Below are 19,747 nucleotides of genomic sequence, written 5' to 3' on the forward strand. Positions count from 1 at the left end.
ACGTGCGATCCCAACTCCTTGGCCCACAGAACGACATGGCTACGATCCGACTTGGTGCGACGGCGCGCACCGGGCCGACGGAGCGCACGGAGCCGTCGGCGTTGAGCAGGGTCTGCCGGTTGTTGGGGTGCCGGAAGTCGAACATGCCCTCGATGCTGCCGGCCCGCCGGTCGAAGGAGTGGTCCCCGATGTCGCGGGTGCCCCAGTTGCGTTCGATGAAGCGGGTGATCGACGCCTGTTCCGTCCTGGTGTGGTCGATGTGGTTGACCTTGCTGAACGGGGAGATCACCAGCAGCGGCTGGCGGGCGCCGGGGCCGCAGCGGTCGGCGTAGCCGCCGGCCGCGGGCGGGCCCGCCTGGCACATCGGGCTGTCGGTGGCCTTGCCGGTGGACGAGACGGTGCTGTCCCTGGACCCGTTGGTGACGGGCGCGGTGACGTGGTCGTACCAGCCGTCGGAGTCGTCGTAGGCGATGACGACGGCCGTGTCCTTCCACTGCGGGGACTGCTGGATCCTGTTGATCTGGTCGACGAGGAAGTGCTGTTCGTCGACCGGGTCGGAGTAGCCCGCGTGGCCGTCCTGGTAGGAGGGCGCCTTGAGGAAGCTGACGGCGGGCAGCCGGCCGGCCCTGAGGGCGGCGTCGAAGTCGGTGAGGTCGTAGTTGTGGTTGGCACGCCCGTCGTGGCCGATCTCGGCGACGGAGCGCGGCGCGAGGTGGTGCGGGTTGGCGGTGGACGCGTAGTACTGGAAGGGGTCGTGGTGGGGGCTGTAGTCGACGGACGAGGCCCCGCCGGCGTTGGCGTGGGTGGTGCCGCCGCAGCGCGCGTAGTGGGACGGGTCGCCGTCCCAGGGGGTGCTCGGCCGGAAACCGCCCTGGAACCAGCCCCAGCTGACGCCCCTCTCGTTCAGCCGGTCGCCGATGTTCTTGCCGGTGAACATGGCGAGCGAGCTCTTGCTGGTGTGGTCGGTGTCCGAGCAGTCGTCGTACGCCGGGTCGGGGTCGTTGACGAGGGTGCCCACGCCGTGCTCGTCCGGGGAGGCGACGGCCGCGGGGTCGGGCTTCGCGGTCCGCTCGGGGTGCTCGGTCGAGGAGGCCGGGTCGGTGGAGACCACGCCGTGGGTCTGGCCCGAGACCAGTTCGATCGCGCCGGGGGTCGAGGGGCCGTAGGCGGATCCGAACGAGTTGTCGCTGAGGGAGTAGCGCTGGGCGTAGTTCCACAGCGCGGTGACGGTGTTCCCGTCGTAGTAGTCCATGACGAGGCCGGGCTCGTAGTAGAGGTTGCCCGAGCAGCGGCCCGAGTCGGTGTTCTCCACGAACTTGTCGGCCTTGCCGCCGTTGTAGGCGTACTGCTCGCGGTCGTAGTCGTGCCGCTGGTCGCAGGTGACCGCCTGGTCGGGGCCGAGCCGCTTGGGGGCGTACTGGTTGGGGTTGTCGTCGAGGAGCCCCGCGGTGCGCAGGTTGTCGATCTTCCGGGGCGTGTGGCGGGACGCCGTGAAGGGCGTGCCGTCGGTGTTGGCGGCGTGCGGGTAGGTGGCGAAGTAGTGGTCGAACGAGATGTTCTCGTCGAAGAGGACGACCAGGTGCTTCACCGGGGTGGCGGTGCCTCCGTGCCCCGCCTGTCCCGTCTGGCCCGCGTACGCGGTGCCGCCGGTGGTGGCCAGCACGGTGAGCGCGGCGGCCCCGAGCCGGGCCCCCCAGCGCCGGGTGCGCGCGGTCCTGCCTGTCCAGCCCATTGCGTTGGCCCTCCGATCCTCGCGGGTGACGACCCGTCGACGGCGAGATGAACGCGCAGAGTCTGCCGAATGAACGCTCCTGTGGCCAGACGCCGTACCGCGGACCGTCCGCCATGTCCCCGTCCGTCCCGCCGCCGGCCCAGCGGAGGGCGGCCCCGGCGGGGCTCAGCCCGTCGCGGCAGGAGAGCCGCAGGGCGTGCGGCGCGGCGCGTGCGGCAGGTATCTGACGGGGGTGACGGGGACCTGCTCGCAGCGGCTGAATTCCAGCACCGGGTAGCCGAGTTCGAGCACCCGCTCGGCGAGGCGGACCGCGTCGGCGCGGGCCATGGCGGGGAGGATGTAGGGCAGTTGGGCGCCGAGCCGGTGGGCGCCGCGGAAGCGGCCCGGCCTGGCGAAGCCGGGCATGACCCGCGCGCCGTGGGCGAGCCTGGCGGAGCCGCCGCGGGCCAGGCCCCGGGTGTCGGCCGCGAGGACGAGATGGCCGGCCCGCTCCGCGAGGACGCGGTCGGCGGCGCCGGCCAGCGGATAGGCCCACCACAGGACGTCGGTCCTGGCTCCGTCGGACGCGCAGGCGGTGGCGCGGCCCGCCGTGGGGGCCGCGGCGCCGTGGCCGCCGTCGAAACCGTGGGCGATGCCCGCCTCCTCCTCGGCGAGCGCGCCCCCGACCGGCATCAGGTCGTCGGCCCTCCGGCCCCTCGCCTCGTCGTCCGCGTGGCCGAAAAGCCTCCGCGCGCCCGTCGACCAGTGCGAGACGAGGCCGTCGCGGTCCACGACGGCCACGGCGAGCGGGATCCGGCCGGCCGCGGCGACCTGCCGCGACAGCCCCGGCGGAAAACCACTGTCCATGAGGGGAGGGCTCCTTCCGTGCCGCCAGGAGATCCGCGGCCCTGGACTCCACGGTACGGCCAGGGCGGGGCGCTCCGGGGCGGATTCGCGAAGAGACCTCCCGCCCGCGGTGAGCTGGTGTGTTGACTGAAAATCAGTCAGTGGGCACCGGCCTCCCGCGGGTTCTTCCGGAGGGCGGCCCTCCTCAGTCCTCGTGGCCGAGCTGGAGGTCCCGCTCCGTGCGTCCGCCGCCCGCGACCTGGAGGACCGTGGCCACCGGCGGGTAGCCGGCGGCGATCACCGTGTACTCGCCCGAGGAGAGGTCCACGAAGCGGAAGGTGCCGTCCGGGCCCGTGGTGAGGGTGTCCACCACGTTGCCCGCCGCGTCGAGGAGGGTGACGCGGGCGTCCTCGACGGGCCGCCCGCCGGACGCCCGTACGGTACCGCGCAGTACGGCGCCGCCCGCGAGCTCCACGTCCTGCCGGGTCTCGCGGGAGGACTGCACGCTCACCGGGAGCGCGGCGGGGCGGAAGGCGGGCGCGCTCGCCGCGAGGGTGTACTCGCCCGCGACGAGTTCGTTGATGACGTACAGGCCCTCGCGGCCGCTGCGGGTGGAGGCGACGACCTCGCCGCGCACGTCGGTGAGGGTGACGGCGGCGTCCCGTACGGGGGTGCCGTCGGCCGTGAGCACGGCGCCCGCGAGGCGGCCCGCGCCGCCGAGGACCACGTCGAGGTCGACGGACCGCTCCCCCACGGTGACCGTGACGGCCTGCGGCTGGTGGCCGCCGGCCGCCGCGATCATCACGTACGAACCGGCGCCGGGGACGCTGAGCGCGTAGCGGCCGTCGTCGTTGCTCGCCCCGCGGCCGATCTGCCGGCCGTGGACGTCGATGAGGGTGAGAGCGGCGCGCGGCACGACGGTGCCGTCGTAGTGCTGGACCGAGCCGCAGACGGCGACGCCCGCGGTGTACGCGGCGGCCGGCGGCGCCGCCGCGTACACCGCGCTGTCGTGGGCGTGGGTGTCGTGGCCGGGCGCCGCGGCGGCGCGGGCCGCGGGGATCTCGGCGGTCGTCTCGGCGGCGGACGCGTTGTGGGACACCAGCGGTCTCTCCTTGAGGAAGAAAGCGATCAACAGGCCGAGGACGAGCACCGGCACGAGGTAGAGGAAGATGCGGGGCATGGCGTCCGCGTACGCGTCGACGTAGGCGTCGCGCAGCGCGGGGGCCAGGGCGTGGACCATCTGGGGGGTGATGGACTCGGGGTTCGGCAGGCCGGCGCCCGCCGGGAGGCGGTCGGCGAGCGCGTCGGCGAGCCGGCCCGCGAACAGCGTGCCGAAGACGGCGGCGCCGACGCTGCCGCCGATCTGGCGGAAGTAGTTGTTGGCGCTGGTGGCGGTGCCGAGGTCGGCGGGGCGCACGGAGTTCTGCACGGCGAGCACGAGAACCGGCATCACCAGGCCGATCCCGATGCCGAGCACCGCCTGGGCCGCACCGGTCGCGAGGTCGGAGGTGTCGGCGTCGAGGCGGGAGAGCAGCCACATGCCGAGGGCCGAGACGGCCGAGCCGAGCACGGGGTAGACCTTGTAGCGGCCGGTGCGGCTGATGAGCTGGCCCGAGCCGACGGAGGCGAGGACGACGCCGCCCATCATCGGAAGCATGAGCAGTCCCGAGGCGGTGGCGCTGACGCCGTCGACCATCTGGAGGAAGGTCGGCAGGTAACTGGCCGCGCCGAACAGGGCGATGCCGATGACGGCGCCGAGCAGCCCCGAGACGTTGAAGACGCCGTCCCTGAACAGCCGCAGCGGGATGATGGGTTCCGCGGCGAAGTGCTCGACGACCAGGAACAGCACGGCGGTTCCGGCCGCGCCCGCGGCGAGGCCGAGGATGACGCGGGAGCCCCAGGCGTACTCGGTGCCGCCCCAACTGGTCAGCAGCACCAGGCAGGTGGAGGCGGCGGTCAGCAGCAGCGCGCCGAGCACGTCGAGCCGGCCGCGCCCCCTGCGCTTCGGGAGTTTCAGGACGAGCGAGACGACGGCGAAGGTGATCAGGCCGAAGGGCACGTTGAAGTAGAAGCACAAGCGCCAGGTGGCGTGGTCGGTGAAGAACCCGCCGAGCAGCGGTCCCGCGACCGAGGCGAGCCCGAAGGCGGCGCCGATCAGCCCCATGTACCGGCCGCGTTCGCGGGGCGGCACGATGTCGCCGATGATCGCCTGCACGCCGATCATCAGGCCGCCCGCGCCGACACCCTGGACCGCGCGGAAGGCGATGAGCTCGTCCATCGACCGGGACCAGCCGCACAGGGCGGAGCCGAGCACGAAGACGAGGATGGCGAACTGGAAGACGCCCTTGCGCCCGAAGAGGTCGCCGAGCTTGCCGTAGATGGGCAGGCCGACCGTGGAGGTCAGCAGGTAGGCGGTGATGGCCCAGGACATCCGGTCGAGGCCGTGCAGATCGCCGACGATCTTCGGCAGCGCGGTGGCCACGATCATCTGGTCGAGTGCGGCGAGCAGCAGCGCCAGCATCAGACCGACGAAGACGAGCCGGACGCGGCGCGGGTCGAGCGGGGCCGCGGTCTCCGGCGCGGCGGCGGCTCCCGGCGGCGGGCCGGGTGCGGCCCCGGCCGCCGGAGCGGCGCCGTCCGGGGCGTGGCCGGCCGCACCGGCCGTCTCCTTCACCAGAGTGGTCGTACCGCCCACGTACTGCTCCCCTCACCCGCCGTCGCGCCGTCGTTCCCGGCATTACACGCCAAAGCAACGGAGGCGGAGAAACACGGAGGAACGCCGACGAAAGCGTCCGGAGGGGTCGAACGAGGGGGCGCGCGCGGCTCGCCACCGCGCGCCGGTGCGTTCATCAGGGGCTTTCCGGGAGGCCGCGCGCCGTGTTCGCACACGGGCCCCGCCGGGGAAAACCACCCGTATCGGTGACTCGGGCAAGCACCGCGCTGACCTGCGCGGTGCCGCCCGGGTGCCGGGGCGTCAGGCGGAGGCGCCGCCCGAGGACTCACCCTCGGTCGCCTCGGCGAGCTTGGCGAGGATCTGGTCGTAGATCGCGACGAGACCCTTGGGCGCGAACCTGCGCTCGAAGAAACCACCGATGCCGCCCGCACCGTTCCACACGGAGGTGACGGACGCCTTCGAACGGCCCTCCCCCGCCGGGGTGACGACCCAGGTGGTGACCATGGAGGAGTTGCGGTCCTTCTCCACGAGCTGCCCGTCGACCGGCTCGGTCACGTCGAGCAGACAGTCGCGGACCCGCTTCTCGGTGGCCTGGAGCCGCCAGTGGACGACCGTGCCCTCGCCGTCGCCGCCCTCACGGACCTCGTACTCGCTGAAGTTCCCCGGCAGCAGCTTGTGGCGGGTGTCCCGGTAGTCGGCCAGCGCGTCGAACACGTCCTCCGCCTTCGCCGCGATGACCCGCTCCGTCGTGGCTTCGACCTGCGCCATGGCTGTTCCTCCAGCACTCGGTTCCTCGGTGGGATGCCGCCACCCAACCACCCCCGCGCGCGGCACCCAAATCCGGGGTCGCGCAACCGCCCGCGCCGGGGTCCCGCGTCGGGCCCGCACGATCATGGGAACACTTGTTCTATTCTCGAACGGAGCACTACCGAGGAGGCACGCATGCGCTGGGACCATCTGGCCGACCGGCCCGTCCCCGAGGCCGAGGGGACCGGCGGGCCCGCCGCCCTCTTCGCCGCGGACGCGGTGACCACCAGGACGTTCGACACCCCCGAGTTCCGCGGGATCACCTTCCACGAGGTACGGGCCAGGTCGATCGTGAACCGGGTGCCCGGGGCGTCGCGCATGCCCTTCGAGTGGACGGTGAACCCGTACCGCGGCTGCTCGCACGCCTGCGTCTACTGCTTCGCCCGCAAGACGCACAGCTACCTCGACCTCGACACGGGGGCGGGCTTCGACTCCCAGATCGTGGTCAAGATCAACGCGCCGGATCTGCTGCGCCGGGACCTCGCGTCGCCGCGCTGGCAGGGCGCGCACATCGCGATGGGCACCAACGTCGACTGCTACCAGCGGGCCGAGGGCCGCTACGCCCTGATGCCCGGCATCATCTCCGCCCTGCGGGATCGCGCGAACCCGTTCTCCATCCTGACCAAGGGCACGCTGATCCTGCGCGACCTGGATCTGCTGCGGGAGGCGGCCGCCGTCACGGACGTCGGCGTCTCCGTGTCGGTCGGCTTCACGGACGGGGAGCTGTGGCGGACGGTGGAGCCCGGCACGCCCGCGCCGGAGCGCCGCCTCGGCGTGGTGCGGGCGCTGGCGGACGCGGGCATCGGCTGCGGCGTGCTGATGGCGCCGGTCCTGCCGTTCCTCAGCGACGGGCCGGAGCAGCTGCGGGGGACGGTGCGCGCCATCGCCGAGGCGGGCGCCGCGTCGGTGACGCCGCTCGCACTGCACCTGCGGCCGGGCGGCTCACGCGAGTGGTTCATGACCTGGCTGCGCCGCACCCGCCCGGACCTGGTCGGGCGGTACGAGCGGCTGTACGCGGGCGGCGCCTACGCGCCGAAGTGGTACCAGCGTCGGATCACCAGGACGGTGCACGAGCTGGCGGACGCGTACGGGATCGGCCCGCGCTGCCGCTCGTTCCGCCTGCCGCTGCCTGAGGAACCCGCGGAGCGGGAGGCCCCGCGGCCGACACAGCTCACGCTGCTGTAGCCGGCCCCCGCGGCGGTGGGCACACCCCCTGGCCGATCCGCCCCCGGCCCGCGAGAATGCCCGCCATGAGCGCGGAAACCAGATCGGACGTACGGATCAGGCCCATGGTGCTCGCCGACTGCCCGGCGGTCGCCGCGGTGCGGGTGCGCGGCTGGCAGTTCGCGTACGAGGGCCTGATGCCGCGGGCGTACCTGGACGGGCTGAGCGTCGAGGCGGACACCGCGAAGCGGCGGGAGCAGTTCCGCGCGGGCGCGGGCCGGGTCGTCAACCTGGTCGCGCAGCGCGCCGGTTCGGTGGTCGGCTGGGGGTGCTACGGGCCGGGCAGGGACGCCGGGGCACCGGCGGGTACCGCGGAGCTGTACGCGCTCTACGTCGCGCCCCGCCACGTGTCGACCGGGGTGGGCCGGGCGCTGATGGACGCGCTGCTCGCGGCGGCCGGAGCGGCGGGCCACCCGCTGATGCAGCTGTGGGTCGTCGCGGGCAACGCGCGGGCCCGCCGTTTCTACGCGCGGGCCGGCTTCGCGCCGGACGGCGCAGAGGAGCCGTACGAGGTCGCGGGCGCCGAGGTACCGGAGGAGCGCTGGGCGAGGGCGCTGAGCGCCGCCGCGGCGGCGGCCGAGAGCCGGGGGTGAGCGAGCGCCGCGCGCAGCACGGGCGCGGCCGCAGGGCCGCCGAGCGCGCCGAGCCCCTCGACGCAGGCGAGGGCGACGCGCCAGTGCGGCTCGTCGGGTGCGAGCAGCCCTTCGAGGGTGGCGACGAGGGCGGGCGCCGACTCGGGGGCGCGCAGCGCGGTGAGCAGCCGGACGGGGTGCAGGGCGTAGGCGGTGCGCAGCCGGTTGGTGGCGAGGGCGGCAGCGGCCCGTGCGGTGCGCGGGTCGCCGAGCCGGCTCAGGGCGTACGAGGCGGCGACACAGCGCTCCGGGTCGCGGTGGTTGAGCAGCAGCACCAGGGCTTCGAAGGCGCGCCCGTCGCGGGCGCAGCCGAGCCTGAAGGCCGCGATCTCCCGTGCCCACAGGGGCCGTTCGCGTGCGACGAGGACGGCGGCGAGTTCCTCGGGGTCGTCGGTGGCCAGCAGGTGCTCGCAGGCGGGTGAGGCGCCGGACTCGGCGCGCACCCGGTCCGCGAGGTCCCGGAAGTCCTCGTCGGTGACGTCCATGGGACTCAGCGTAGCCGTGCGGCCGGGTGACCGAGGGCACACGGGAAAACACGTCCCCGGACCTGGTGCGCTCGTCCACGACTGGCTAGGCTCAGATGAGCGGGCGGCCGGTGACGCAGCCGCCCCGGGCGCCGTCGGTTCGGCGCCCACGGTGACAGCACGGCGGACCGTCCGGGTCCGCGGCGGCGTGTCCCGGCCGCGCATCCGCGGCCGGGACGCCGCGCACGGCCTCGCCCTCCCGCCCCTGCACACCTGCGGGCGCGCCGTCGGCCGCCGCCCGCAGGGGCACGCACCGGCGGGCCGCCGCGCGGCTCCCTGCCGCCCCGGCGCGGGCACGGCTGCCGTGTCCGTACACACTGCTGCGCTCGTCCGCTTTCCCATTTCCCACTTCTCCACGACGCGACCACGGGACAGGGTCCGTCGGCTCCCCCGGCACGCCGCCGGCGTGCCGCGCCGCCGCTCTCCCTGGAGTCCCTCATGGGCATCACCGACATCAGCACCGTCGCCGTCGTCGGCCTCGGCACCCTGGGCCAGGGCCTCGCCGAGGCCCTGGCCCGCTCAGGACGCGAGGTCGTGGGCGTCGACACCGACCCGGCCGCGGGCGAGCGCGCCGCCGCCGCGCTCGCCGCGTCCACCGCGCGGGCCGTCCGCAGGGGCGACCTGGCGGAGCACCAGCGCCGCGCGGTGCGCGCGCGGTTGCGCACCTCCACCGATCTGCGGGCGGCCGCGGACGCGGACCTGGTGGCGGAGGCCGTGCCGGAGTCGTACGACGCGAAGCTCGGCGTGCTGCGGGCGCTCGACACAGTGGTGCGGCCCTCCGCGGTCCTCGCCACCGGCACCGACGCGCTCTCCGTGACCCGGCTCGCGGCCGGCACCGCGCACCCCGAGCGGGTCGTCGGCATGCACTTCTTCCACCCGGTGCCGGTGATGCGGCTGGTGGAGGTGGTGCGCACCGTCTTCAGCGCGCCCGCCGTCCTCGAAACGGCCACCGCGCTCGCCCGCGACCTCGGCAAGGAGCCTGTCGCGGCGGGCGACAGGCCCGGGTTCGTCGCGGACGGGCTGCTGCTGCGCTACCTCAACAGGGCCGCCGCGATGTACGAGGCGCGCTACGCCTCGGCCGAGGACATCGACGCGGCGATGCGCTACGGCTGCGGACTGCCGATGGGGCCGCTCGCGCTGCTCGACCTGATCGGCCTCGACACGGCCGGCGCGGTGCTCGAAGCGCTGTACGAGGCGTCGGGCGACCCGCGGGACGCCCCCGCGCCGGTCCTCGGCAGGCTGACCGCCGCCGGGCTCCTCGGCCGGAAGGCCGGGCGGGGCTTCCACCGCTACCCGGCGGACGGCACCCGGGGCCGGGATCCGCGCCCCGCGCCCGCCGCCCCGCCCACCCGTGCACCGGGCGGCGCGGTCGGCGTGGTCGGGTCGGGCACGATGGCGGCGGGCATCGCCGAGGTGTTCGCCGCCTCGGGACACGAGGTGGTGCTCGCGGGCCGCTCGGCAGGGCGGGCGGCGGCGGCCAGGGACCGGGTCGCCGCCTCGCTCACCCGCTCGGTGGAGCGGGGGCGCACGACCGGGGAGGCGGCCGACGCGGCCCTCGCGCGGATCGCGCCCGCCGGGGCGCTCGACGCCGCGGCCGGGGCGGACCTGGTCGTGGAGGCGGTCGCGGAGGACCTGGAGGTGAAGCGGTCGCTCTTTCGCACGCTGGACGGCGTGTGCGCGCCGGGCGCGGTGCTCGCGACCACCACGTCCTCGCTCCCCGTGGTGGCCTGCGCCCGCGCCACGCGGCGGCCCGAGGACGTCGTCGGGCTGCACTTCTTCAACCCGGCGCCCGCGATGCGGCTGGTCGAGGTGGTCCGCACGGTCCTGACCTCGGACGCGGCGCACGCCCGCGCGCGGGCGGCGGCGCTCGCCGCGGGCAAGCACCCGGTGGAGTGCGGTGACCGGGCGGGCTTCATCGTGAACGCCCTGCTGTTCCCGTACCTCAACGACGCGGTGCGGATGGTCGAGGAGCACTACGCGACCCCGGACGACGTCGACACCGCGATGCGGCTCGGCGCGGGGTACCCGATGGGGCCGTTCGAGCTGCTCGACGTGGTGGGCCTCGATGTCTCGCTGGCCATCCAGCGGGCGCTGCACCGGGAGTTCCACGACCCGGGGCTCGCCCCGACCGAGTTGCTCCAGCGGCTGGTAGCCGCCGGGTGCCTCGGCCGGAAGTCGGGCCGTGGGTTCCGCTCGTACGCGCGGCGTTGAGCATCCGCGGCACAGGGTGCCACCTGCATGGAGTACGTTCACCGTATGTCGCAGTCGGCCAAACCCTCCCGTACGAGCACGAACTCCGACGTTCCTGTGAGCGCCGCAGGAACGAAGGCCGCGGCCCAGCGGCTGAAAATGCGCCGCGAACTCGCGGCCGCAGCCATGGAGCTGTTCGCGACCAAGGGGTACGAGGCGACCACGGTCGACGAGATCGCCGCGGCTGCCGGGGTCGCCCGGCGGACCTTCTTCCGCCACTTCCGCTCCAAGGAGGAGGCGATCTTCCCCGACCACGACGACACGCTGGTGCGGGCGGAGGCCGTGCTCAACGCGGCCCCGCCGCACGAGCACCCGCTCGACACCGTGTGCCGCGGCATCAAGGAGGTCATGCGGATGTACGCGACCTCGCCCGCCGTCTCCGTGGAGCGCTACCGCCTGACCCGCGAGGTGCCCGCGCTGCGGGAGCGGGAGATCGCCTCGGTGGACCGCTACAAGCGGCTGTTCACCCGCTATCTCCTCGGCCACTTCGACGAGCACGCGCACGCGGGCGGCAGCGACGACCCGCTGCTCGCCGAGGTGGCGGCGTCCGCGGTGGTCACGGCCCACAACCACGTGCTGCGCCGGTGGCTGCGGGCGGGCGGCGAGGGCGACGTGGGCGCGCAGCTCGACCACGCCTTCGAGATCGTCAGGAACGCCTTCGGCACGGGCTTCGCCGCCGGGGCGCCCATCGGTTCCGAGAAGCCGCAGGCCTCGGTCCGTACGAGCGGGGACGTGGTGGTGGCGGTCGCGCGCACGGACGCCCCGCTCGACGAGGTGATGCGGACGATCCAGCGCGCGCTCGGGGCGCCCTGAGCCCGGCTGCCCGCGCGCGGCTTCCGCGCTCCGCCGCCCCTTCCGCCCTCCCCCGGCCTCCGGGTGGAGGGCGGTCGCGGTCCCGGGCCTCCACCGGGCGTCTCCCGTGCCCCGTCGCCCACCGGTGGCGAACGATGATCGATCATCCTGGCACTCAGTGCCATAAAAACAGGGGTCTACTCTTGCGTAGCGGCACTGGGTGCCATACTTTGAGGGTGTCCGGCCTGTCCCCGCGGGTGTCACCCCCGCGCCGCCGGCGCCTGCGTCACAGGCGACAGCCCCGCGCCCACCGGCGCGCGCTCCACCCGCCGAACCGACGGCAGCCCTCCAAGCCCCAGCACAGCCAGGTTTCACAGGAGGTTCCCGTGAAGGACATCCTGGACGCAGTCCAGTCCCCCGACGCCACCGCGGCCGACTTCGCCGCGCTGCCGCTGCCCGAGTCCTACCGCGCCGTGACCGTCCGCAAGGACGAGACGGCGATGTTCGAGGGGCTCGCCTCCCGCGACAAGGACCCCCGCAAGTCGCTCCACGTGGACGACGTGCCCGTGCCGGAACTCGGCCCCGGCGAGGCGCTGGTCGCGGTGATGGCGAGTTCGGTGAACTACAACTCGGTGTGGACGTCCCTGTTCGAGCCGCTGCCGACCTTCGGCTTCCTGGAGCGCTACGGGAAGCTCAGCCCGCTCGCCGCCCGCCACGACCTGCCCTACCACGTGATCGGCTCCGACCTCGCCGGGGTCGTGCTGCGCACCGGCCCCGGGGTGAACGCGTGGCACCCCGGCGACCGGGTGGTCGCCCACTGCCTCTCGGTGGAGCTGGAGAGCTCCGACGGGCACAACGACACCATGCTCGACCCCGAGCAGCGCATCTGGGGCTTCGAGACCAACTTCGGCGGCCTCGCCGAGCTCGCGCTCGTCAAGTCCAACCAGCTGATGCCGAAACCCGACCACCTCACCTGGGAGGAGGCGGCGGCGCCCGGGCTCGTCAACTCCACCGCGTACCGCCAGCTGGTGTCGCGCAACGGCGCCGGGATGAAGCAGGGCGACAACGTCCTGATCTGGGGCGCGAGCGGCGGACTCGGCTCGTACGCCACGCAGTTCGCCCTCGCGGGCGGCGCCACGCCGATCTGCGTGGTGTCGAACGCCGAGAAGGCCGAGCTGTGCCGCCGGATGGGCGCGGAGGCGGTGATCGACCGCACCGCGGAGGACTACCGCTTCTGGCGCGACGACGGCCGCCAGGACCCGCGCGAGTGGAAGCGGTTCGGCGCGCGCATCCGCGAGCTGACCGGCGGCGAGGACGTGGACATCGTCTTCGAGCACCCGGGCCGCGAGACGTTCGGCGCCAGCGTGTACGTGACCCGCAAGGGCGGCACGATCGTCACCTGCGCCTCGACCTCCGGCTACACCCACGAGTACGACAACCGGTACCTGTGGATGTCGCTCAAACGCATCGTCGGCTCCCACTTCGCCAACTACCGCGAGGCGTGGGAGGCCAACCGGCTCGTCGCCAAGGGCCGCATCCACCCCACCCTGTCCCGGGTGTACGCGCTGGAGGACACCGGCCAGGCCACGTACGACGTGCACCGCAACCTCCACCAGGGCAAGGTCGGCGTGCTCGCGCTGGCGCCGTGCGAGGGCCTCGGGGTGCGGGACGCGGAGAAGCGGGCCCGGTACGAGGACGCCATCAACCTCTTCCGCGCCGACAGGACGGCGGTCGCCGCATGACCGCCGGGGCCCCCAGGGACCGGCCCTGGCTGATGCGCACCTACGCGGGCCACTCGACGGCCGAGGCGTCCAACGCGCTCTACCTGCGCAACCTCGCCAAGGGGCAGACCGGCCTCTCGGTCGCCTTCGACCTGCCCACGCAGACCGGCTACGACCCCGACCACCCGCTGGCCCGCGGCGAGGTGGGCCGGGTCGGCGTGCCGGTGTCCCACCTCGGCGACATGCGGCGGCTGTTCGAGGGGATCCCGCTTGAGCGCACCAACACCTCGATGACGATCAACGCGACCGCCCTGTGGATGTTCGCGCTCTACCAGGTGGTGGCCGAGGAGCAGGGCGGCGCGCCCGCCCGCCTCCAGGGCACCACGCAGAACGACATCGTCAAGGAGTACCTCTCGCGCGGCACGTACGTCTTCCCGCCGGCGCCGAGCCTCCGGCTGACCACCGACCTCATCGCGTACACCGTGCGCAGCGCGCCGCGCTGGAATCCCGTCAACATCTGCAGCTACCACCTCCAGGAGGCGGGCGCGACGCCCGTCCAGGAGATCGCGTACGCGCTGTCGACCGCGGTCGCGGTGCTCGACGCGGTCAGGGCGGGCGGCCAGGTGTCGGAGGACGACTTCGGCGAGGTCGTGGGGCGGGTCTCGTTCTTCGTGAACGCGGGCGTCCGCTTCGTCGAGGAGATGTGCAAGATGCGCGCCTTCACCCGGCTGTGGGACGGCATCACCCGCGAGCGGTACGGCATCGAGGACGCGCGGCAGCGCAGGTTCCGCTACGGCGTGCAGGTCAACTCGCTCGGCCTGACGGAAGCGCAGCCGGAGAACAACGTGCAGCGCATCGTGCTGGAGATGCTCGCCGTGACGCTGTCGAAGGACGCGCGGGCCCGCGCCGTGCAGCTGCCCGCGTGGAACGAGGCGCTCGGACTGCCCCGCCCGTGGGACCAGCAGTGGTCGCTGCGCATCCAGCAGGTGCTCGCGCACGAGAGCGACCTGCTGGAGTACCCGGATCTGTTCGAGGGCTCCCCGGTCGTCGAGGCGAAGGTCACCGAGCTGGCCGAGGGCGCGCGCGCCGAGATGGAGCGGGTGGAGCGGGAGGGCGGCCTGCTGGCCGCCGTCGAGTCCGGCTACCTCAAGGGCCGCCTCGTCGCGTCGCACGCCGAGCGGCGGGCCGCGGTCGAGTCGGGCGCGGCGAAGGTCGTCGGGGTGAACTGCTACGAGCAGACGGAGCCGAGCCCGCTCACGGCCGACCTCTCGACGGCGGTGCTGACGGTGGATCCCGAGACGGAGGCCGGGGTGGTCTCGGCCCTCGCGCGCTGGCGCGCCGGGCGCGACGACGCCCGGGTGCGGGAGACGCTCGCCGCGCTGGAGAAGGCGGCGGCGGGCACGGAGAACCTGATGGATGCGAGCCTGCGGTGCGCGCGCGCCGGAGTGACGACCGGCGAGTGGGCGGGGGCGCTGCGCGCGGTGTTCGGCGAGTTCCGCGCGCCCACCGGCGTGGGCGGCGCGCCGGTCGGTGAGGCGGCGCCCGCGGGCTCACCGCTGGCCGCGGTGCGCGTCCGGGTGGACCGTACGGCGGCTGACCTGGGCGTGGGCCGGCTGCGGCTGCTGGTCGGCAAGCCGGGCCTCGACGGGCACTCCAACGGCGCGGAGCAGATCGCGGTACGGGCGCGGGACGCCGGGTTCGAAGTGGTGTACCAGGGCATCAGGCTGACGCCCGAGCAGATCGTGTCGGCCGCGCTAGCCGAGGACGTGCACTGCGTGGGCCTCTCGGTCCTCTCGGGCGCGCACACCGCGCTCGTACCCGACGTGCTGGAGCGGCTGCGCGGGGCGGGCGCGGGCGACGTGCCCGTGGTGGTCGGCGGCATCATCCCCGCGGCGGACGCGGACGCCCTGCGGGCGGCCGGGGTGGCCGCCGTCTTCACCCCCAAGGACTTCGGCATCACCGAGATCATCGGCCGTATCGTCACCTGCGTACGGCAGGCGAACAGGCTCGACCCCCAGGAGGTTCCCGCATGACAAGCCCCGCTCCCCACGCCCCGGTGGACCGGCTGCGCCCCCGCCGCTCCTGTCTCGCGGTGCCGGGGTCGAGCCCGCGCTTCCTGGAGAAGGCGCAGGGGCTCCCCGCCGACCAGGTCTTCCTCGACCTGGAGGACGCGGTGGCGCCGCTCGCCAAGGAGGGCGCGCGGCACAGCATCGTGGACGCGCTCAACAAGGGCGACTGGACGGGGAAGACGCGGGTCGTCCGGGTCAACGACTGGACGACGAGCTGGACCTACCGCGACGTCATCACCGTCGTGGAGGGCGCGGGCCAGAACCTGGACTGCGTGATGCTGCCGAAGGTGCAGTCGGCCGAGCAGGTGCGGACGCTGGACCTGCTGCTGACGCAGATCGAGCGGACGATGGGCTTCGATGTCGGCAGGATCGGCATCGAGGCCCAGATCGAGAACGCCAGGGGCCTGGTGGAGGTGGACGCGATCGCCGCGTCGTCGCCGCGGCTCGAGACGATCGTGTTCGGGCCCGCGGACTTCATGGCGTCCATCAACATGAAGTCGCTGGTGGTCGGCAGGCAGCCGCCCGGCTACGACGCGGACGCCTACCACTACATCCTGATGCGCATCCTGATGGCGGCCCGCACCCACGATCTCCAGGCCATCGACGGCCCGTACCTCCAGATCCGCGACGTGGACGGCTTCCGCGAGGTGGCACGGCGCGCCGCGGCGCTCGGCTACGACGGGAAGTGGGTGCTGCACCCCGGCCAGATCGAGGCGGCCAACGAGGTGTTCTCGCCCTCCCAGGAGGACTACGACCACGCGGAGCTGATCCTCGACGCGTACGCGTACCACACGTCGGAGGCGGGCGGCAGGAAGGGCTCCGCGATGCTGGGCGACGAGATGATCGACGAGGCCAGCAGGAAGATGGCGCTGGTGATCTCCGGCAAGGGGCGCGCCGCGGGGATGCGGCGCACCTCCTCCTTCGAAGCACCGGAGGTGTGAGCCGATGCGGTTCGGCAGGACGTTCGAGGAGTTCGAGGTCGGCGCCGTGTACAAGCACTGGCCGGGCAAGACGGTCACGGAGTACGACGACCATCTGTTCTGCCTGCTCACGATGAACCACCACCCGCTGCACCTGGACGCCCACTACGCGGGGAGGACCACCGACTTCGGCCGCAACGTCGTCGTGGGCAACTACGTGTACTCGCTGCTGCTCGGGATGTCGGTGCCCGACGTGTCCGGCAAGGCCATCGCCAACCTGGAGGTGGAGTCGCTGCGCCATGTGGCGCCGACCTTCCACGGCGACACGCTGTACGGCGAGACGACGGTGCTGGCGAAGACGCCATCGCGGTCCAGGGACGACCGCGGGGTGGTGCAGGTGGAGACGCGCGGCTACACGCAGGACGGCACGGTGGTCTGCGTCTTCCGCCGCAAGGTGATGGTGCCGACGGCGCGGTACGTCGAGGAGCGGGGCGGCGAGCAGCCGGGCCGCCCCGAGCCGCGGAAGGAGGACTGACATGGGACGTCTCGCCGCCACCGCGGGGCTGACCGACGTGCAGCGCGAGATCGTCGCGACGGTGAGGGACTTCGTCGACAAGGAGATCCTGCCGGTCGCGACCGGGCTCGAACACACCGACACGTACCCCACGGAGATCGTCGAGGGGCTGAAGGACCTGGGCCTGTTCGGGCTGACGATCCCGGAGGAGTACGGCGGGCTGGGCGAGTCGCTGCTGACGTACGCGCTGTGCGTGGAGGAGCTGGCCCGCGGCTGGATGTCGGTGTCGGGGATCGTCAACACCCACTTCATCGTCGCGTACATGCTGGGCAAGTACGGCACGGACGAGCAGAAGGACGCGTTCCTGCCGCGGATGGCGGCCGGGGAGGTGCGGGGCGCGTTCTCGATGTCGGAGCCGGGGCTCGGCTCCGACGTGTCGGCGATCGCCACCAAGGGGGTGCGCGACGCCGCGACCGGTGACTTTTCGCTCACGGGCCAGAAGATGTGGCTGACCAACGGCGGCACCTCCTCGCTGGTGGCCGTGTTGTGCAGGACGGACGAGGGGCAGCCGGCCGACGCGCCGCCGCACCGCTCCATGACGGCGTTCCTGGTCGAGAAGGACCCGGGGTTCGGCGAGGTCGCCCCGGGGCTCACGATCCCCGGCAAGATCGAGAAGATGGGGTACAAGGGTGTCGACACCACCGAGCTGATCCTCGACGGCCTGCGCGTACCGGCCGACCGGGTGCTCGGGGGGACGACCGGCCGAGGGTTTTACCAAATGATGGACGGCGTCGAGGTCGGCCGGGTGAATGTGGCGGCGCGTGGTTGCGGTGTCGCGCAGCGCGCCTTTGAACTGGGCGTTTCGTACGCGCAGCAGCGGCACGCCTTCGGTCGGCCCATCGCGCAGCACCAGGCCGTCCAGTTCAGACTGGCCGAGATGGCCACCAAGGTGGAGGCCGCGCATGCGATGATGGTCAACGCGGCACGCAAAAAGGACTCCGGGGAACGAAACGACCTGGAGGCAGGGATGGCGAAGTACCTCGCCTCCGAGTACTGCAAGGAAGTCGTCGAGGACGCCTTCCGTATCCACGGCGGCTACGGCTTCTCGAAGGAGTACGAGATCGAGCGCCTCTACCGGGAGGCCCCGATGCTGCTCATCGGCGAGGGTACCGCCGAGATCCAGAAAATGATCATCGGCCGCCGACTGCTTGAGGAGTACCGAGTGCAGGGATGAGCGCCAGGGCGCGGCCCCTTCCGTTTCCGTACGGTTGCGCCCGGCCGGGCCCGGTTCACGGCCGGGCCGGCGGGCGGGGACAAACGGCCGGGGGGCGGACACACCGCACAGAACGCGCCATGGAACGCTCGGAACGAGACGTGCGTCCAAGCTCCCAAGAGCCCGCCGGTGCACGCGCGCCCGTGGGGGGACGGGGCCGTCCGCGCCCCCGACTGGGCTGCTGGCTTGCCCAGTTGTGGTTCGCTACCGATAGCATCGGCGGAAGGCCGCCGTCCCCCTGTTGCCAGCGCGGCATCATCCGCTACGAAGGTCATCCATGCCCCACAGCCCATCCGGCCCAACCTCCGCACCCCGCGGCCGCGTCCGCCTCGCCCGGGGAGCCTCCCCCTGGCTCCTGCCGACCGTCGCCACGGCGGCGCTCGGACTGGCGCGCGCCCGCCGATCACGAGGTGCGGCCGCCGTAGCAGTGCCCGCCACCGCGCTCGCCGCGGGCATGCTGTGGTTCTTCCGCGACCCCGAGCGCGAGATCGCGCAGGGCCGTCTGATCTCCCCCGCCGACGGTGTGGTGCAGAGCGTCATGCCGTGGAAGGACGGACGCACCCGGGTCGCCATCTTCATGAGCCCGCTCAACGTGCACGTGAACCGCGCGCCGCTGGCCGGCACCGTGGCGTCCGTCGAGCACATTCCCGGCGGCTACGTCCCCGCGTTCAACAAGGAGAGCGAGAACAACGAGCGCGTTGTCTGGCACTTCGACACCGAACTCGGCGACATCGAGATGGTGCAGATCGCGGGCGCGGTGGCCCGCCGTATCGTGCCGTACGTGCCCGAGGGCACCAAGGTCGAGCAGGGCGAGCGCATCGGTCTGATCCGGTTCGGGTCACGCGTCGACCTCTACCTTCCCGGCGACATCGACGTCGCGGTCGAGGTGGGCCAGAAGACGACCGCGGGGGTGACTCGAATTGACCGTGATTGACCCGGAGACCGAGACCGGGACCGGCTGGGTGCCCGAGGCCGGGGAGGCCGGGGACGAGACGGAGAACATGCCGCTGTCCCTGCGTCTCTCGATAGCCGATGCCCTCACCCTCGGCAACGCCACCTGCGGCTTCATGGCGGTGTACTTCACCACCACCGGCATCCTCATCCCCCACCTGACCGGCAGCGACGAGAGTGGCGGCATGGCACGCCACTCCGCGGCGACCGCGGTCATCCTGATGCTGTGCGCGGCGGTCTTCGACCTCTTCGACGGGCTGGTGGCGCGCAAGCTGCGCAGCTCGCCGATGGGCGCGGAGCTGGACAACCTCTCCGACCTGATCAGCTTCGGCCTCGCGCCCGCCTACTTCGTCCTGGTCTACGGGCTGGTCGAGAGCGATGCCCACCAGCGGTTCTCCGTGGTGGCGGCGGTGGTGGTGCTCCTCGCGGTGGTGCTGCGGCTCGCGCGGTTCTCCTGCGTCACGGTGCGCGACGGGATGTTCCAGGGGATGCCGAGTCCGTTCGGCGCGCTCACGGTCGTCTCGATCGTCCTGCTTGAGCTGCCGTTCGTACCGACGTTGCTGGCGATCGTGGGCGTGGCCTGGCTGATGGTGAGCCGGGTCGAGTACCCAAAGCCCCGCGGTGTCCTCGCGGTCGCGATGCTCAGCTGGATCGTCTCGGCGATGGCGCTGCTCGCGGCGTGGGCGTTCGACGCGCCCGGCGGCCAGCTCCTGCTCCAGACGGGCTGTGCGCTCCAGGTCGTCACCGGCGCGGTGATCCCGCTGTTCGCCACGGCGCGCCGGGTGAACACCTTCCGCGACAACCGCCGCGAGGCGCGGGCGGCGCAGCTTCCCTGAGTC

General features: G+C 73.1%; 14 protein-coding genes and 1 pseudogene. 11 read left to right on the forward strand and 4 right to left on the reverse strand.

Annotated elements, in window-relative coordinates; translation table 11 throughout:
* Positions 1-1,897: 1,897 nt before the first annotated feature.
* From ABEA77_RS29405 to ABEA77_RS29415, 3 genes are all read right to left on the reverse strand, one after another.
* Positions 1,898-2,578 carry a PAS domain-containing protein gene (locus tag ABEA77_RS29405; RefSeq protein WP_345654179.1) on the reverse strand — a complete coding sequence of 227 codons (681 nt, stop codon included), beginning with the start codon at positions 2,576-2,578 and terminating at the stop codon, positions 1,898-1,900.
* 184 nt (positions 2,579-2,762) lie between these two features.
* Positions 2,763-5,252 carry an MFS transporter gene (locus tag ABEA77_RS29410; RefSeq protein ID WP_425588413.1) on the reverse strand — a complete coding sequence of 830 codons (2,490 nt, stop codon included), beginning with the start codon at positions 5,250-5,252 and terminating at the stop codon, positions 2,763-2,765.
* A 279-nt stretch (positions 5,253-5,531) separates the two neighbouring features.
* Positions 5,532-5,999: an SRPBCC family protein gene (locus ABEA77_RS29415; protein ID WP_345654182.1), complete on the reverse strand. Its 468-nt coding sequence runs from the start codon at positions 5,997-5,999 to the stop codon at positions 5,532-5,534.
* A 174-nt stretch (positions 6,000-6,173) separates the two neighbouring features.
* On the opposite strand from ABEA77_RS29415, the gene ABEA77_RS29420 reads away from it, so the two are divergent.
* On the forward strand, positions 6,174-7,223 hold the full coding sequence (locus ABEA77_RS29420; protein WP_345654185.1) for an Rv2578c family radical SAM protein: 1,050 nt from the start codon (positions 6,174-6,176) through the stop codon (positions 7,221-7,223).
* A 176-nt stretch (positions 7,224-7,399) separates the two neighbouring features.
* Positions 7,400-7,714, forward strand: a pseudogene (locus ABEA77_RS29425) (GNAT family N-acetyltransferase); the annotation flags it as partial.
* 11 nt (positions 7,715-7,725) lie between these two features.
* Here ABEA77_RS29425 and ABEA77_RS29430 read toward each other — a convergent pair.
* Positions 7,726-8,379: a HEAT repeat domain-containing protein gene (locus ABEA77_RS29430; RefSeq protein WP_345654187.1), complete on the reverse strand. Its 654-nt coding sequence runs from the start codon at positions 8,377-8,379 to the stop codon at positions 7,726-7,728.
* A 477-nt stretch (positions 8,380-8,856) separates the two neighbouring features.
* Here ABEA77_RS29430 and ABEA77_RS29435 point away from each other — a divergent pair, with 477 nt between their 5' ends.
* The 9 genes from ABEA77_RS29435 to pssA all read left to right on the forward strand — a co-directional run bounded on the left by ABEA77_RS29435 (position 8,857) and on the right by pssA (position 19,744).
* Complete coding sequence (locus ABEA77_RS29435; RefSeq protein WP_345654190.1) at positions 8,857-10,629, forward strand: 3-hydroxyacyl-CoA dehydrogenase family protein; 1,773 nt, start codon at positions 8,857-8,859, stop codon at positions 10,627-10,629.
* A 27-nt stretch (positions 10,630-10,656) separates the two neighbouring features.
* Positions 10,657-11,481 carry a TetR family transcriptional regulator gene (locus ABEA77_RS29440; protein WP_345654193.1) on the forward strand — a complete coding sequence of 275 codons (825 nt, stop codon included), beginning with the start codon at positions 10,657-10,659 and terminating at the stop codon, positions 11,479-11,481.
* Positions 11,482-11,846: 365 nt separating this feature from the next.
* Positions 11,847-13,202, forward strand: coding sequence for a crotonyl-CoA carboxylase/reductase (gene ccrA, locus ABEA77_RS29445; protein WP_345654196.1), 1,356 nt, complete (start codon positions 11,847-11,849; stop codon positions 13,200-13,202).
* Positions 13,199-15,214, forward strand: coding sequence for a protein meaA (locus ABEA77_RS29450; RefSeq protein ID WP_345654199.1), 2,016 nt, complete (start codon positions 13,199-13,201; stop codon positions 15,212-15,214). The genes ccrA and ABEA77_RS29450 overlap by 4 nt, the downstream gene beginning before the upstream one ends.
* Entirely contained in the window at positions 15,211-16,191 is a 981-nt protein-coding gene (locus tag ABEA77_RS29455; RefSeq protein WP_345654202.1) for an HpcH/HpaI aldolase/citrate lyase family protein, read from the forward strand. Before ABEA77_RS29450 ends, ABEA77_RS29455 begins: the two co-directional genes overlap by 4 nt.
* Positions 16,192-16,195: 4 nt before the next feature.
* On the forward strand, positions 16,196-16,705 hold the full coding sequence (locus tag ABEA77_RS29460; RefSeq protein ID WP_345654205.1) for a MaoC family dehydratase: 510 nt from the start codon (positions 16,196-16,198) through the stop codon (positions 16,703-16,705).
* Position 16,706: 1 nt separating this feature from the next.
* Positions 16,707-17,918: an acyl-CoA dehydrogenase family protein gene (locus tag ABEA77_RS29465; protein WP_345654208.1), complete on the forward strand. Its 1,212-nt coding sequence runs from the start codon at positions 16,707-16,709 to the stop codon at positions 17,916-17,918.
* Between the two features lie 316 nt (positions 17,919-18,234).
* Positions 18,235-18,891, forward strand: coding sequence for a phosphatidylserine decarboxylase (locus tag ABEA77_RS29470; RefSeq protein WP_345654211.1), 657 nt, complete (start codon positions 18,235-18,237; stop codon positions 18,889-18,891).
* Positions 18,878-19,744 (forward strand): CDP-diacylglycerol--serine O-phosphatidyltransferase, encoded by an 867-nt coding sequence (pssA, locus tag ABEA77_RS29475; RefSeq protein WP_345654214.1) that lies wholly within the window; start codon positions 18,878-18,880, stop codon positions 19,742-19,744. The genes ABEA77_RS29470 and pssA overlap by 14 nt, the downstream gene beginning before the upstream one ends.
* Positions 19,745-19,747 lie beyond the last annotated feature (3 nt).

Origin of the sequence: Streptomyces tremellae (assembly GCF_039540215.1) — a bacterium.
GTDB lineage: Bacteria > Actinomycetota > Actinomycetes > Streptomycetales > Streptomycetaceae > Streptomyces > Streptomyces tremellae.

Bases quoted from the DNA above. Each gene is read 5' to 3' on its own strand.
- ABEA77_RS29415 (WP_345654182.1), bottom strand. From the start codon at position 5,999: ATGGCGCAGGTCGAAGCCACGACGGAGCGGGTCATCGCGGCGAAGGCG.
- ABEA77_RS29420 (WP_345654185.1), top strand. From the start codon at position 6,174: ATGCGCTGGGACCATCTGGCCGACCGGCCCGTCCCCGAGGCCGAGGGG.
- ABEA77_RS29460 (WP_345654205.1), top strand. From the start codon at position 16,196: ATGCGGTTCGGCAGGACGTTCGAGGAGTTCGAGGTCGGCGCCGTGTAC.
- ABEA77_RS29465 (WP_345654208.1), top strand. From the start codon at position 16,707: ATGGGACGTCTCGCCGCCACCGCGGGGCTGACCGACGTGCAGCGCGAG.
- ABEA77_RS29470 (WP_345654211.1), top strand. From the start codon at position 18,235: ATGCCCCACAGCCCATCCGGCCCAACCTCCGCACCCCGCGGCCGCGTC.
- ABEA77_RS29455 (WP_345654202.1), top strand. From the start codon at position 15,211: ATGACAAGCCCCGCTCCCCACGCCCCGGTGGACCGGCTGCGCCCCCGC.
- ABEA77_RS29450 (WP_345654199.1), top strand. From the start codon at position 13,199: ATGACCGCCGGGGCCCCCAGGGACCGGCCCTGGCTGATGCGCACCTAC.
- ABEA77_RS29435 (WP_345654190.1), top strand. From the start codon at position 8,857: ATGGGCATCACCGACATCAGCACCGTCGCCGTCGTCGGCCTCGGCACC.
- ABEA77_RS29405 (WP_345654179.1), bottom strand. From the start codon at position 2,578: ATGGACAGTGGTTTTCCGCCGGGGCTGTCGCGGCAGGTCGCCGCGGCC.
- ABEA77_RS29430 (WP_345654187.1), bottom strand. From the start codon at position 8,379: ATGGACGTCACCGACGAGGACTTCCGGGACCTCGCGGACCGGGTGCGC.
- ABEA77_RS29440 (WP_345654193.1), top strand. From the start codon at position 10,657: ATGGAGTACGTTCACCGTATGTCGCAGTCGGCCAAACCCTCCCGTACG.